The sequence below is a fragment of the Mediterraneibacter agrestimuris genome, from assembly GCF_943193195.1.
Lineage (GTDB): Bacteria > Bacillota > Clostridia > Lachnospirales > Lachnospiraceae > Schaedlerella > Schaedlerella agrestimuris.
The window spans coordinates 1-14,536 of sequence record NZ_CALPDG010000061.1 but is presented as its reverse complement, the minus strand read 5'-3'; the positions used below and the strand labels follow the sequence as shown (position 1 = coordinate 14,536).

15 protein-coding genes are annotated in these 14,536 nt (G+C 41.6%); 4 read left to right on the top strand and 11 right to left on the bottom strand.

All coding sequences use genetic code 11. From position 1 onward, the window contains the following. Positions 1 to 228: helix-turn-helix domain-containing protein (locus tag NFS18_RS17585; RefSeq protein ID WP_251392614.1), on the top strand; the 228-nt coding region annotated here is incomplete at its 5' end. A 388-nt stretch (positions 229 to 616) separates the two neighbouring features. On the opposite strand, the gene NFS18_RS17580 is transcribed toward NFS18_RS17585, so the two are convergent. Together NFS18_RS17580 and NFS18_RS17575 are read right to left on the bottom strand one after the other, a co-directional pair. After that, on the bottom strand, positions 617 to 1,027 hold the full coding sequence (locus NFS18_RS17580) for a TIGR04076 family protein (RefSeq protein ID WP_251392613.1): 411 nt from the start codon (positions 1,025 to 1,027) through the stop codon (positions 617 to 619). Positions 1,028 to 1,100: 73 nt separating this feature from the next. Then, the gene (locus NFS18_RS17575; protein ID WP_251392612.1) at positions 1,101 to 1,769 is read right to left on the bottom strand and encodes a hypothetical protein; all 669 of its coding nucleotides are present in this window, start codon (positions 1,767 to 1,769) and stop codon (positions 1,101 to 1,103) included. A 446-nt stretch (positions 1,770 to 2,215) separates the two neighbouring features. Between NFS18_RS17575 and NFS18_RS17570 the strand changes: the two genes are divergently transcribed. Then, positions 2,216 to 2,455, top strand: a complete 240-nt coding sequence (locus NFS18_RS17570; protein WP_251392610.1) for a DUF6061 family protein — start codon at positions 2,216 to 2,218, stop codon at positions 2,453 to 2,455. A 158-nt stretch (positions 2,456 to 2,613) separates the two neighbouring features. Here NFS18_RS17570 and NFS18_RS17565 read toward each other — a convergent pair whose 3' ends face one another. From NFS18_RS17565 to NFS18_RS17525, 9 genes are all read right to left on the bottom strand, one after another. After that, positions 2,614 to 4,269 (bottom strand): sensor histidine kinase, encoded by a 1,656-nt coding sequence (locus NFS18_RS17565; protein ID WP_251392608.1) that lies wholly within the window; start codon positions 4,267 to 4,269, stop codon positions 2,614 to 2,616. Positions 4,270 to 4,346: 77 nt separating this feature from the next. Continuing rightward, a complete protein-coding gene (locus NFS18_RS17560) occupies positions 4,347 to 5,021 on the bottom strand; it encodes a winged helix-turn-helix domain-containing protein (RefSeq protein ID WP_251392615.1) in 675 nt (224 codons plus the stop codon). Positions 5,022 to 5,183: 162 nt separating this feature from the next. After that, positions 5,184 to 5,822 (bottom strand): phosphate signaling complex protein PhoU, encoded by a 639-nt coding sequence (gene phoU / locus NFS18_RS17555; protein WP_251392607.1) that lies wholly within the window; start codon positions 5,820 to 5,822, stop codon positions 5,184 to 5,186. Then, positions 5,822 to 6,571 carry a phosphate ABC transporter ATP-binding protein PstB gene (pstB, locus tag NFS18_RS17550; RefSeq protein WP_004071609.1) on the bottom strand — a complete coding sequence of 250 codons (750 nt, stop codon included), beginning with the start codon at positions 6,569 to 6,571 and terminating at the stop codon, positions 5,822 to 5,824. The genes phoU and pstB overlap by 1 nt, the downstream gene beginning before the upstream one ends. Next, on the bottom strand, positions 6,564 to 7,430 hold the full coding sequence (gene pstA / locus NFS18_RS17545) for a phosphate ABC transporter permease PstA (RefSeq protein WP_251392605.1): 867 nt from the start codon (positions 7,428 to 7,430) through the stop codon (positions 6,564 to 6,566). Before pstA ends, pstB begins: the two co-directional genes overlap by 8 nt. Then, the gene (gene pstC, locus NFS18_RS17540; protein WP_251392603.1) at positions 7,431 to 8,279 is read right to left on the bottom strand and encodes a phosphate ABC transporter permease subunit PstC; all 849 of its coding nucleotides are present in this window, start codon (positions 8,277 to 8,279) and stop codon (positions 7,431 to 7,433) included. It abuts the gene before it with no gap. A 57-nt stretch (positions 8,280 to 8,336) separates the two neighbouring features. Further along, positions 8,337 to 9,230, bottom strand: coding sequence for a substrate-binding domain-containing protein (locus NFS18_RS17535; protein ID WP_251392601.1), 894 nt, complete (start codon positions 9,228 to 9,230; stop codon positions 8,337 to 8,339). A gap of 148 nt (positions 9,231 to 9,378) precedes the next feature. Beyond that, entirely contained in the window at positions 9,379 to 10,983 is a 1,605-nt protein-coding gene (locus NFS18_RS17530) for a MobA/MobL family protein (RefSeq protein WP_251392599.1), read from the bottom strand. Positions 10,984 to 11,714: 731 nt separating this feature from the next. Beyond that, positions 11,715 to 11,945 (bottom strand): helix-turn-helix domain-containing protein, encoded by a 231-nt coding sequence (locus NFS18_RS17525; protein WP_251392597.1) that lies wholly within the window; start codon positions 11,943 to 11,945, stop codon positions 11,715 to 11,717. A 175-nt stretch (positions 11,946 to 12,120) separates the two neighbouring features. Between NFS18_RS17525 and NFS18_RS17520 the strand changes: the two genes are divergently transcribed. Beyond that, positions 12,121 to 12,750: a helix-turn-helix domain-containing protein gene (locus NFS18_RS17520; protein WP_251392593.1), complete on the top strand. Its 630-nt coding sequence runs from the start codon at positions 12,121 to 12,123 to the stop codon at positions 12,748 to 12,750. A gap of 84 nt (positions 12,751 to 12,834) precedes the next feature. Next, a complete protein-coding gene (locus NFS18_RS17515) occupies positions 12,835 to 14,133 on the top strand; it encodes a tyrosine-type recombinase/integrase (protein WP_251392592.1) in 1,299 nt (432 codons plus the stop codon). Positions 14,134 to 14,536: the final 403 nt, after the last annotated feature.

Genomic DNA, 14,536 nt, shown 5'->3' with positions numbered 1-14,536 from the left:
AAAAGTAAATGTTCCCTGCTCTTTAAAAAGTATCTGCGCGATACTCCTATCACTTATACCACGAAGCTCAGGCTGCGGAAAAGCCTTTCCACGCTGCTTGACTCAAACAGCAGCATCGCTGACATAGCCTATGAATACGGTTTTAGCGGGGCAAGCTATTACTGCGAAACTTTCAAGAAATATTATGGAATGCCACCACTGATATACAAAAAAAATCAGCCTGCTTGACCTTTGTGTTGCGATGTTTCCATACGCCTGCGGATATCATCCCGATAAACGCCTAAAATTCCTATCGTTAAAAAATGCACCCAAACTCACGCTTGGGTGCATTGTATCAAATTGTGGTACGCAAGCCATATTGCGTGTCCAGATTGATACAATTTTTGAGTAGGTGCTATCGTTTTTACATTTATCCCAAATGCCGTAAAATCAACACTTTTCAGAAAGTCAGATGCACCCATGCATGGGCGGCTATCGTTTTTTGAATTGGATTTACCGCGCTTTCGATATTCCAACAGTGTAAAATTTAACGATAGCCTGTTTTTGAGGGTGGCTATCGTTATTTTTTGCACCCAAGGGATTACTGCGGTTTTTAAGCATCCCTATCAACTGGATTTTATCCAGTATAAGCATCATGGGCAGTATTTTTGAAGTTCTGCTTCTCCAACCATTGCTTTTCTTCTTCGCTTTCTGGAATGTCGATTCTTTCAATTTTGAAAATGACCGGTCTTGTGCCATCGTTGCAACAGGCGATCATCATACGCTCATCATTTGTCCACTTGTGCATGATCGATCCTCCCTGCAAGGCAGTGTAAACATATCTGCTGACAGCATCCCAAGCCTCTCCACAGAATTTTCCGTTCATCAGATGATAAAAATCATCTTGTTCGTTTGTCCTCTTTAGTATAAAGGTGTCTCCGGCTTTGAAGCAGGGACAGGGACCAGCTTTCGGATCTGCAAGATATTTTTCTTGAAGCTCCGGAAACACCCTTGTTTCCAAAACAGTAATTTTACATTCATGCTGCATATGTCATTACCTCCGAATTGCGATTTATTTTTTTGTTACGTTATGTTCTGGCAAACTTGAATTTGCAAACTTACTATAGTAAATATCCTATTGCTATAAAAATATAGCTATATAGAAAATCTTTATCTAATCTCAAATACATAATTCCGCCTAAGATTGAAAAAATAGCACATGAAATTCCGTTCCATACCTCAATGCCAACACCTCTTGACACAAAATGAAATATCCCCCATGTAGCCGCTAATACAATACCGCCAAATGGAAAATCACTTTCTCTATTTCTTCGTACATCAAATGCCTTTTGCCCATATATGATAATCAATAAGACAATTCCAACTTCCACTATATAATACAAATATTGTAAAATGAATTGAAAAACACTTTTGCCTTGAAGCTCCCCGATAATCTTTAAGGTATGCCAATCTATAAATGTCATTATCTTGCAGAAAATCAGGCAGCTTGCAGCCACAACCCAATTCTTTGTTGAAATATTTGTTTTTTCTTTCTTTTGAGGAAAGTCATAATGTTTCCGACTATAAAATATGATAAAACAAAGATACAATGTCCATATAATAACCATAATCAAATGATGTACACTTCGTTGACTGGCGGTATAATCCCATATATTCATCCGCATAATCAACATCTCAATGACAAATAGGGCAAAGTATTCTAATAAGAATGCAGCAAATAAAAGCAAACTTAAGCCTAAATATTTTCTCCATTTCACATTGTTATCCAATATCAGTACCTCCTGCTTATATGAGCAATTTTAATCTTGCAATGGCACCATTTTCTATCCGCCATTCTATTTATTAACTTTTTAAGTGATAAAACCTAGAATAGTAATAATTATCAGTTTGCTATTAAATCTTATATTCTTTATCATTATCCCATCTTCCACCTATAAATTCCGATTGTAATTTGATGATTTTTAAGGGAAATATTAGCTGTTATATTTTGTTATTAAAAAAACCGCTAACCCTTGAAAACACTAAGTTTATCGCAGGTGAGCTTTCCCTTAAAGTTTCCCTTGTGTTATATCTTCCCACAGGGCATTACGAACCCTGATAAGGGAAAAAATGAGGGAAACAAAATCACATAAAACATTATAACACAAAATATATGGGAATTGGTAAACTGATTGAAATGCTTTCAAAAAATCAATGAAAAGAGGACGGATAAAAGATGAATATGATTTACGCAACATACAATATCCACCATAACAGCATTGACGTATACACTTATGCAGGCTACTTTTTACGGATAGACTGCAATAAAGCGGAAGAAGGATTAAAAACTACCCCCTGCTCTGAATGTGCCTTAAATGCTCTGGCAATAGACGAACCACTTGAATACGCAAGGCTCTATCTTGATGGAAATATGCAGATGTGGGTGGATGCGGAAGATTCATTGGAATTGTGGTAATTTTTATAATTACTATATCAATATTTGCATAGTGTAGCTTTTTAATGAACAAATTGAAACAAATTAACTGAACCGATAACTGCTGATTATACATGTTAGCGGTTCAGCTTTTTTTAAATAAACACTTATGACAAGCGGTAATAAAACATTTCATATTTTTACTTAGGAAATGTTACAATAACCGTTGAGCCTTTTCCAACATGGCTTTTTACATCAACTTTGGCATTATGGATTTTAGCGGCGTGTTTCACAATAGAAAGTCCAAGCCCGGTTCCCCCTACTGCCTTAGAATGGCTCTTATCAACACGATAGAAACGCTCAAAAATACGTTCTTGATGTTCGGGTGCAATTCCTATCCCCGTGTCCTTCACGGATAAAACTATCACGCCGTTTTTGCTCTGTATATCTACCATTACTTTTCCGTTTTCGTGATTATACTTAATCGCATTGTCACAAAGATTATAAATCACACTGTATAAAAGCTGTGGTATGCCGTTAAGGGGAGCCGAAACGCCGGAAAGCTCCAATGTAACACATAAGGTATCTGCCTGCGGCTCTAAGCTCTGTACCGCCTTTTCTGCCAATGTGTATAAGTCGATATTTTCCCTCTGCATATCGTCCGCACCTTCGTCAAGGTGCGAAAGACTGATAATGTCCTCTACAAGCTGTATCATTCGCCCGGCTTCATCATAAATCTTTCCGGCAAAGGGTATTTTATCATTCTCCTTTACCATATCGTTTTTCAAAAGCTCCGCATATCCGGAAATGGAATGAAGCGGGGTTTTTAATTCATGGGACACATTAGCGGTAAATTCGCGACGTATCTGTTCCGCTTTTTCTTTTTCCGTCACATTGAAAAAGAAAAGTGCGGCTCCTTTCACAATGTTTTCAGAAGTGATCGGATCAGCGTCAATTTGATAACTTTCTCCATACAGCCGGATAATGTTTTCGCCCCGTTCTCCGTGCAAGGCTTTCGTAAGGATTTCCTGCAATTCAAGATTACGGCATAAGGACAGCATATCAGAACCGATACAATCTGTGTCAGCACTTAACAGCTTTTTTGCCGCAGGGTTAATACTGATAATTTTTCCTTTTTGATTTAGGAGAATCATACCCTCATTCATGCTGCCGATAATCGTATTTAATTCATTCTCTTTTTGGAGAAGTTCGGTTTTCTGCCCCCGTAGCTGTTTTTGCTGGCTGTCAATACGCCGTAAAAAAGGGGAAAGCTCATCATAGCCCTCATTTGACAACGGATTATCAAGATCAATTTCATTTAATGGCTTTACTATTTTTTTTGAAACTTGAATAGCCAAAACAATGGAAAGAATCAATGCAATCACAAATATAATGCAAATCGGCTGTGTCATACCTAAAAGAAGCGTCAAAATAGAATTTTGAGATATGGAAAGCCGTAATATAGTGCCATCATCAAGTTTCTGCGCGGAATAAAACGAACGCTCCATCAAAGTAGCAGAATACCGTCTGCTCTCACCATAGCCCGAAGAAAGGGCTTCCTGCACTTCTTTACGCTCTAAATGATTTTCCATTTCCGCAATATCAGACGCACTATCAAAAATAACATTTCCCTCTGTATCAATCCATGATATACGATAATTTTTCACTTTCAAATCATGGAAATAATCAATGCCCTCATTTGTAACGCCCTGTGCGGCAAGGGTTGTCTGCATTTTTAGCTGTGCCTGCTCAACATTTGAAAAGTATTCATACAGAACACCCATGAACAGGACAACAGACGCAAGAAAAACAGTCAATGCAACAAGGCAGATTGAGCGAAAAATTCGTTTCGTCATATTATAACCGTACTCCTTTCATAACCTGCAAGTTTGGGCTGTAAAGCACAAACTTGTAAGATTGAAAATTTTAATTTTCAATCTTTTCCCTCCATTCGATACCCAACTCCCCGTACCGTTTCAATATAGCTCCCACATTCGCCTAATTTTGTTCGGAGCGTTCCAATGTGAACATCTACGGTTCGGGTTTCTCCTATGTAGTCAATGCCCCATATCATTTCAAGAAGCTGATTGCGTGTAAACACCCGTCCGGGGTTTTCCATAAAAGTATGGAGCAGCTTATGTTCTTTCAATGTCAACTGAACCCGTTCGTTGTTTACAAGCACAATATATGTTTCCAAATTCAATTCTAAATTTCCAATTTTTAGCTTTTTTGTTTCTTCTTTCGGGCTTGTACGGCGCAATACCGCTTTCACACGGGAAATCATTTCCATCATGCCAAACGGCTTTGCAAGGTAATCATCAGCTCCCAAGTCAAGCCCGGTTACTTTGTCGTATTCGGTTCCTTTGGCTGTTGCCATAATAACAGTAATATCCTCTGTTGCTGGCTGCATACGCAGCTTTTTCAATATGGAAATGCCATCTTCGCCGGGAAGCATTATATCAAGCATGATAAGCTGGGGTTTTTCTGTCTGCAAAGCGTCAAAAAGGCTGTCCGCGCAGTCAAAACCTTTTGCTTCAAATCCGGCAGAATTTAATGTGTATATCATCAGATCACGGATAGAGCTGTCGTCCTCAACACAATAAATCATATAAATCCGCTCCTTTCTTTCCTGTGGTACTCGAGACTTGCCCGCAAGTCTTGGCGCGAGATTCGGGTCTGCTTCAGCAGACATCCTCCAATCCGAATCTCTGCGCATCCTAGCGAACTCCATCATACCATATTACCTATATTTCATCAATGGCGGTATGTTTCACCCCTCTTTGTTCCCTGTGATTGAGAACAGAACCCATTTTGCAATATTGACCGCATGATCTCCGATACGTTCAAAATATTTTGCAATCATTAACAGGTCTATGGCATACTCACCGTCTGTTTCGGGCTTGCTGAAAAGTTCAATCAGCATTTTCTTCACCTTATCGAAATAGGAATCCACCACATCATCATAATCTATCACGGCTTTCGCCATCTGCATATCCTTTTTCACAAAAGCGTCAATACTGTCCGTTACCATTTTAATGACAGCAACCGACATATCGTAAATAATTTGCGTATCGTCGGTGGCGTGGATATTGGCTAATGTGATAATTTCCGCTATGTCTGCGGATTGAGCTCCGATTCTTGCCATATCTGTCACCATTTTCAGCGCGGACGATACAACCCTCAAATCTTTTGCCACGGGCTGCTGCTGTAAGAGCAGCTTTAGACACATAGTTTCAATTTCGCGCTCCTTGTGGTCTATCTGAGAGAGATCGGGAACAGCCTTTGCAAGCGCGGGATTCCCCTCTGTCAGAGCTTTTGCGGACATAGCAATCGCATTTTCACAAAAAGCCCCCATTGTAATCAACTCTTTATTTAATAAATCTAACTGTTCATCAAATTTTAGGCGCATTATCCAAACCTCCCCGTAATATAATCCTCTGTCCGCTTATCCTGCGGCATGGAGAATAATTTTTCTGTTTCTCCAAATTCCACCATTTCCCCAAGCAGGAAAAACGCTGTCCTGTCGGAAATTCTGAGTGCCTGCTGCATATTATGTGTCACAATGACAATGGTATAGTCCTTTTTTAATTCTGCGGCAAGTTCCTCTACCTTTGCCGTAGAAATAGGGTCAAGTGCGCTGGTCGGTTCGTCCATCAGCAAAACTTCCGGCTCCACCGCCAAAGCACGGGCAATGCAAAGACGCTGCTGTTGACCGCCCGACATACCAAGCGCGGATTTTTTCAGCCTGTCTTTTACCTCGTCCCAAATTGCCGCCCCTTTTAAGGAACGCTCTACAATTTCGTCCAGCGCAGCTTTAGAACGGATACCATGTGTCCTTGCTCCAAAGGCAACATTGTCATAAATGCTCATAGGGAACGGATTCGGTTTTTGAAATACCATTCCCACACGTTTACGCAGTAGATTAATATCCATATTTCCATAAATATCTTCACCGTCTAAACGGATAGTCCCTTTGATGTGGCAACCCTCCACCAAATCATTCATTCGATTCAAGGTTTTTAATAATGTCGATTTACCGCAGCCCGACGGTCCAATCAGCGCGGTAATTTCGTGTTCCTTAAACGCCACATTTATTTTTTTCAAGGCTTGAAAGTTTCCGTAGAATAAATCCAAATCCTCAACCACAATTTTATCCATCTGTGTTTTTACCTCCTATCTTTTTTGCCACAAACCCGGAAAGCCCGTTTATCAGAATGACAACTACCAATAATACAACCGCAGTTGCGTAAGTCTGCTTGATATACAGCCCCTCGCCCGAAATAGAATACATATGGACGGATAAAGTTCTTGCCGACGAAAAAATACTTGTTGCTATTTCTGCAACGGTTCCGGCAGTAAAGATCAGTGCCGCCGATTCCCCGACGATACGCCCAATTCCAAGAATAACGCCGGACAAAATACCCGGAACGGCGCAGGGCAGGACAATAGAAAATACGGTTCGTAACTTTCCGGCTCCAAGCCCGAAGCTGCCCTCCCGGTAGCTGTCGGGAACGCTTCGCAGGGCTTCTTCTGTTGTCCGCATAATAAGCGGCAAAATCATAATGCTCAATGTCAAAGCCCCGGACAGTAAAGACAACCCCAGCCCAAGATATTTTACAAAGAACAGGGAACCAAACAGCCCATAAACGATTGACGGAATCCCAGACAATGTTTCAGCGGTAATACCTACGATATGAACCAGTTTATTTCCCCGTCTTGCGTACTCTGTCAGATAAATTGCAGCACCAATTCCTATGGGAACCGCAAACAGCAGAGAAAGCAGCATAATAAACAGTGTATTGATAAGTGCCGGAAGCAGGGACACATTTTCTGTTGTATATTTGCTGTCAAATAAATCCGGCGTTAAATTCGGAATCCCTTTTATCAATATGTATGCAATAATAAAAATAAGCGCAAGCATTGTAATCAATGCTGCAAGGCATACAGAAAGAAAGAGAACAAAAGATTTAGGGTCGCGTCTGTATGCGCACCATTTCCGTTTCAATTTCCCAATCATTTATTTCACCCTCCTTTTGAACAGGGAGAGGGACAGATTGATAATGAGAATGAAAACAAACAGGACAACAGCCGTACCAATTAACGCTTCACGGTGTAAATCCGTAGAATATCCCATTTCCAATACAATGTTTGTGGTCAGTGTCCGAACGCCGGAAAGCATACTGCCCGGGATAACCGCTTGATTTCCGGCAACCATCATAACCGCCATTGTTTCACCGACTGCCCGCCCAATCCCTAATACAACCCCTGCAAAAATGCCGCTCTTTGCTGCGGGAAGAACCGTAAAAAATACGCATCTTTCATGGGAAGCTCCAAGAGCAAGCCCTCCCTCATAGTAACTTTCCGGGACAGCCCAGATTGAAGTTTCCGAAACGCTGATAATGGTAGGTAAAATCATCAGCCCCAGCAGGACAGAAGCAGTAAGTACACTCATACCGCGCCCGCCAAAAGCTTCTCGAATAAAAGGCACTAAGACTACCAATCCAAAAAAACCGTACACAACCGACGGAATCCCCGCCATTAGATTAACAGCAGCTTTCAAAGGCGCATAGATACTTCTCGGAGCAAATCTTGCCATGAATACCGCTGTCAATACTCCAGTCGGTACGCCAATAATCAATGCTCCGGCAGTTACATAGAAAGAGCCGACAATCATAGGGAGAATCCCATAGAGATTATTTGCGGGTTTCCATCTTGTACCCAGCAGAAATTTAAAAATGCCTATTTCTTTTATTGCAGGGATACCGCTTGCAAACAGGAATATGCAGATTAGAATTACCGCTGCTATGGAAACAAGAGCTGTCAAGAAAAAAAGCAGTTTCATCACTTTTTCTTTTATATTCTTCATAATCATGCTCCTTACTGAAAAGGGGCGGCGGCTTTCTTACCGCAGCCCCTTAAAATCCTACTGTGATATTTCACTCCAACGAACCGCATTACCCATAAAAATATCTTTTACCTGTTCGCTTGTAAGGTTATTTATGGGACAGTCGTTATTAACAATCACTGTAATACCGTCCATTGCAATTACGGTAGCGGTCAGTCCTTTTTCCATTTCGGAATCTTTCAGCTCACGGGAAGCCATGCCTATATCGCAGGTTCCGTCTATTGTGTCAGACATACCAGTAGAAGAATCACTTTGCTGTATCTCAATCGTAACGCCCGGATTTCTCTCAAGATAGGCTTCTTTGAGCTTTTCCATAACCGGGGTGACAGAGCTGGAACCCGCTACAATAATTTTGCCCGAATCCATTTCCCCACTGTAACTTCTCGCGTCAGATACAGAAATATATCCATTTTCTTCAATCACCGCTTGACCGTCCGCACTCATAATGAAGTCGATAAAATCCTGCGCCGTATCGCTCAAACCGTCTTTTGTTGCAATGTTAAAGGGACGCGCGATCTTATATGTACCATTTTTGATATTTTCGACCGTTGCTTCACAGCCGTCAATTTGAACCGCCTTTACAGTATCGTTCATGGAACCAAGAGAAATATATCCGATCGAATATAAATCTCCGGCAACGGTTGTCATCATAACAGATGTAGAATTTGTAACAGCGGCGGTATCTGCTGTATAATCAATTTTTTCTCCTGCTTCATTTTTCTGTTCGATTCCAAACAGTTCTATGAATGCGCCGCGGGTTCCCGAGCCATCTTCACGGGTGAGTACATTGATCTCTCTTGCCGTGTCAAATTTGGCTGAATCGCCCCCGTTCTTATTACCGCACCCCGTTAATGCAGACAGCATTAGAACACTCATAAGGGCAAATGCCAAGTATTTTTTTGATGTTTTCATTTTTTGAATCTCCTTTGCTTTTTGGTTTTCTTGAAGTTTACAGCTATATCATATAGCGCAAATATCAAATCCAATATCGTGGCATTGTAAAATTGATGTAAAGTTTTTACAAGCCAAAAATATCTTAATAAAATTTTAGAGGGGCATGTCATCTTGCCCCTCTGTTTCTGCTTTTTGAAATCTGTTTTGTTTGTCTGTCTGCATTTTCCCTTTGATAATTCCGTAACCGTTTGGATATGCTTTCTTCCTTCTTTTGTACTTTTTCCCCGTATTGTTCTTCCCATTTATCCACCTTGTCCCGATATTCGGCATTAGCTGTTTTAGAGGCGGCAAAGGTTTTGTAGAAATCATGCACCGTTTGCAATCCATATCGTTTGACTATCCCCGACAAACCGACTTTCAAAAGGTCGATTTCCTCATTCTTGCGGTCAATTCTGCTTTGCAGTTCCCCTTTCTTCGTCAGTTTTGCAAGTCCTTTTAGGCTGTCACGCTCCAGTTCCAGCCCATTGCGTTCTCTCTCTGCGTCAAAGATAATCCCGTTTTGGCGATTTAATTCCTTATAAATCTTTAACAGCTTTGGATATGCGGCGGCTTCAGCAGACATAACAGGCTTGGGTGGTGTCTGTGGTGTTTTCTGCTCTGTTGTCTGTGCTTGGGTATTTGGCTGTAGTTCCCGTTTCTGTGCTGATGGATTGGCAGTCGGTTCTTTATGAGTGATTTTTTCCTGCGATTGCACTTTATCCGTCTGCGGTATTACTTGTGTCGTTTTTCTCTCGTTTGGCTCTGCAACCGGCTGTAACGATTCTTTCTCAAAAAACTTTGCCGACAGTTCCCTTGCCTTATCCAATACTTTAGAAATCAGCAATGCCAACGCCGTAACAGCGGTCATAATAATACTTCCCAGACGTTCCGGCTGGCTGCCAAATATATCAACGGATTCTCTTATACGGTCAGTGATATATTTTTTCTTTATCTGTTGTATCCCCATTTCAGAAACGCCGCTGACAATCGCCCTGTCTACTTCACAATTCCAGCGCATACGCATTTCGTTATCGGTCTGTATCTGTTCCGCTTTCGGGTTGTTCTTCCCTATCTTTTTGGTGGCAAGATACAATCCGCTGTTGTCGAACACATGGAGTTTTTCTTTATCATCTTTTACAAGAAGATTGATAAGGTCGGTATAGAAATGCTTTACCTCATCAACAAAATCCTCCTGCTTGAACAGTTTATTCTTGGCGGTAAAGAGATTACGCTCATAGACTTCGCCTTTCTTCACAATTTTACAGCCTTTGCGGATATTTCCGTTTTCATCAAATATCTCTTTTTTGGTTCGAACGTGTTTTCCTTGCTCATCATAGAACATATTGCGTGTCGCGGTTTTTTCTATGGGTTCGGGCAACAGTTCCCGTTCAGAAAAAATAAGGTGGATATGGTAATTCGTCTTTCGTTTGTTATGGTGCAGTGCTGATACGCACTCCACACCGTACTTTTCCTTAAAGCGGTCTGTAAAAAGCTGCAACAGCTTGTCCGGCTCATAAAGGTTGGGAAATGATTCAGGCAGGGCAATGATAAATTCCCTTGCCTCAATGCACTTCCCCTCCGTCCCGCTTTTTTCAAATTCCTGCTGACTGCATTTTGCAAGCTCCGTCCAGTAGCGGCGGTCTGTCGTTTCATAGACCGCATACAGGTTTTCCTGCTTTGCGTGGCTGGATATATAGGTGATCCTGCCCCTGACATCAGGCAGCTTGCTCATGCGGATAAATGAATGTCTTTGTATTGTGCTTTGTCCTCCCTCCTGCAAATGGCAGTATCAGATTGGGAAAAGCGGAGATACGGCGGGACAAGTTGTGAGTGGGCGGCATAGGCGGCACATTTACGAAAATATTCGCCTTATGGTGGAATAAGTCACGCTAGCGTGACTTAGCTCCCCGCAGGGGCGAAATCCCCATTGCATAAACGCAGTTTGTGCAATGGGTGTATTTCGCTCTCAAACGCCGAGGGCTTTAAGAGAAGGAACTCTCCCCTATAAATGCTCGAATTATGCCTGCAAAAACTGCCGCCATGATAGCAAAAAGTGATAGTGCTTCATCATTTGTGATAGCAAAAAGTGATGGCATTTATGATAGAGAAATCTGCAATCATGCCATCAAAAAGTGCTGCCATATATGATAGTAAAAGTGCCAGTCTGAACTTTCTTTCAACTGAAAATGGAGAAAATCAGTTGAACTTTTACAGTCATTTTATGCTGCATTGAAAACGCCACCAAAACATCAGTTGACTTTTTCAACTGGAAATACAGAAATCAGTCGATTTTTTAAGTCAGCTTTTGCCATATGGACTTATTTTTTCAACCCACTTTCTGCCCGTCTCCGCAAATTTCCGCTTGTACCGGAAGGATGCACATGATATAATCTATTTGCGTGTAGGTATATCATGGCTTCGGTCTGATACATACCATTGGGCGGTTTCCTTAGAAGCCGCCTTTTATACTGCCGATTTTCGTGTTACTGCTTTTACATCGCCCTTATCCCGCAGGTTCTTCCCTTCGTTCACTTCCATGAACTTCTCCAAAATGTCGCTTTTGATAAGTACCTTTCGCCCGACTTTTAAGACTGGCAGTTTTCCCCATTCCACAAGGTTTCTCATGGTGTTCCTGCCGATTCCCGTATACTCGGACGCCTCCTCGATTGTCATTGCAATCTTCGTTTCTGTCATCAACTTACCTCCTTTTGGATTGCATTACGCAATTTTACGCGTACTGATACTATACCGCTTTTATATTTCTTTGTCAAGCATTATGATAATGTAAAAAATATTTTTGGATTGCATATTGCATTATTGCATTTTCTGTGGTATAGTATGGACATACCGACAAAGGAGGCGTATCAGTATGAAAGATAAGGAGCTGCGCAAGTTAATCGGTAGCAGGGCAAAACAGCGGAGGGTTGAATTAGGACTGAACCAGCCTTATGTCGCAGAGAAGATGGGGGTAGCCACTTCCACAATCGTGCGTTATGAGGCGGGGACAATCGACAATACAAAGAAGCTGGTCTTGGAAGGTCTGTCAGAAACACTTCATGTGTCAGTGGAGTGGCTGAAAGGGGAAACAGAGGAATATGAAACGGACATTACGGATAAAAGGGAATTATTCATTCGTGATGTGATGTCCTCCATTCTCTCAAAGTTACCTTTTGACATGGAACAGGCGGAATCAGACTTTACAAAGGATTTACTGCTGCTGATGTTAAGGGAATATGAATTGTTCGTGGATTCGTTTCAGTTTGCCTGTAAGAATTTCAAGGACAATGCGGAAAATGCCGCGCTCGCACAAACAATGGGGTTTGAATCGAATAAGGAATATAACGAGATTATGTTTCTTAGGGAAATCACCCACACCGTAAATATGTTTAACGATATGGGCGATATTGTGAGGCTTTATTCCAAAAATCCCGAAACAGCCACCGTAAGGCTTGCAAATCTTCTTTCTATGGTATCGGGGCAAGAATCCGAATCGGTATAGTGGAACAATCGGAGTTATGATATACTTACACGCAGAAAGCATTTCATCAGTTCCGATTGCCTGTTATCGAAAGGAGAACGGATTATGGCAAAAGGTTCTGTAAGGAAAAAAGGAAAGAAATGGTACTACCGCTTCTATGTAGAGGACGCAAGCGGAAACTTGGTACAGAAAGAATGTGCAGGAACAGAGAGCAAGAGCGAAACGGAAAAGCTGTTAAGGCAGGCAATGGAGGATTACGAGGAAAAGAAATTCATTGCAAAGGCTGACAACATCACACTTGGGGATCTGCTCGATATTTGGGCGGAGGAGGAATTAAAGGTCGGCACTCTTAGCAATGGTACGGTGGAAAATTATCTCGGTGCGATACGGTGCATTAAGAAACACCCTGTTGCTGACCGCAGATTAAAAACCGTAACGGCGGAGCATTTGCAGACATTCCTTGACCTGCTTACTTTCGGAGGGATTTACCCTGACGGAAAAGTTAAAAAGGGATTAAGCAAAGATTATATCCACTCTTTCTCAGCGGTTTTGCAGCAGTCGTTCCGCTTTGCGGTATTCCCAAAGCAACTGATTACGTTCAATCCAATGCAGTACATCAAGCTGAAACGAAAAGCAGAGGAAGTGGATTTGTTTTCAGAAGAAGATATGGGACAGTCAGGCACACAGCCTATTCCCCATAATGATTATGAGAAACTTATCGTTTATCTTGAAAAGAAAAATCCCCCTGCGGTTCTGCCGATACAGATAGCCTACTATGCAGGTCTTAGGATTGGCGAGGTGTGCGGGCTGACCTGGCAGGACATCAACCTTGAAGGACAATATCTAACGGTAAAGCGTAGTGTCCGCTATGACGGCGCAAAGCACAAAACGATTATCGGACCGACAAAACGCAAGAAAGTGCGGACGGTTGATTTTGGGGACACGCTTACAGCTATACTAAAAAAAGCAAGGAAAGAGCAGCTTAAAAATCAGATGCAGTACGGGGAACTGTACCACCGCAATTACTACAAGGAAGTGCAGGACAAAAACAGGGTTTACTATGAGTATTACAGCTTTGAAAATACGCAGGACATTCCGGCGGATTACAACGAAATCTCATTTGTATGTTTAAGACCGGATGGCTGTCTTGAAACGCCGAGTACATTGAGTATCGTATGTCGGACGCTCGCAAAGAAACTGGACGGATTTGAAGGCTTTCACTTCCACCAGCTCCGGCATACTTACACAAGCAACCTGCTGTCAAACGGCGCAGCACCGAAGGACGTGCAGGAACTTTTGGGACACTCTGACGTGAGTACCACCATGAATGTGTATGCCCATGCCACAAGGGAAGCAAAGAGGACTTCCGCTAGGCTCTTGGATAAAGTGGCGGGCAACGATTAAATACACTCCGAAAAACTTTCCCTTGTAAACTGCCCATAAGGGCAAAAACAAGGGAAAATACATAGCAATTCACTGTATGAGGCTTAAAAAGCCTTGAAAAATAGGGAAAATTCTATAAAATCATCTGCAAATCCCGATTTGCCTGTCACTTCCAACATCAAAATTATACCTCAATTATTCGTAAATTTCCATACACAGTACACTCTATTTCCATACTGATTAACCGTTTTGTAGTTTCCTATATTATCAAATATGTAGTATACTTAACATATCAAACGAGATGAGGAGGCTGTCAAATGTCAGATTCACACAATACGTTATGTGTAGATAGTTTTTATCCGGAAACGGAATTAAAGATAACAGAGATACAACAGGATAAGGAGCAGATTTTAATACGAATGAA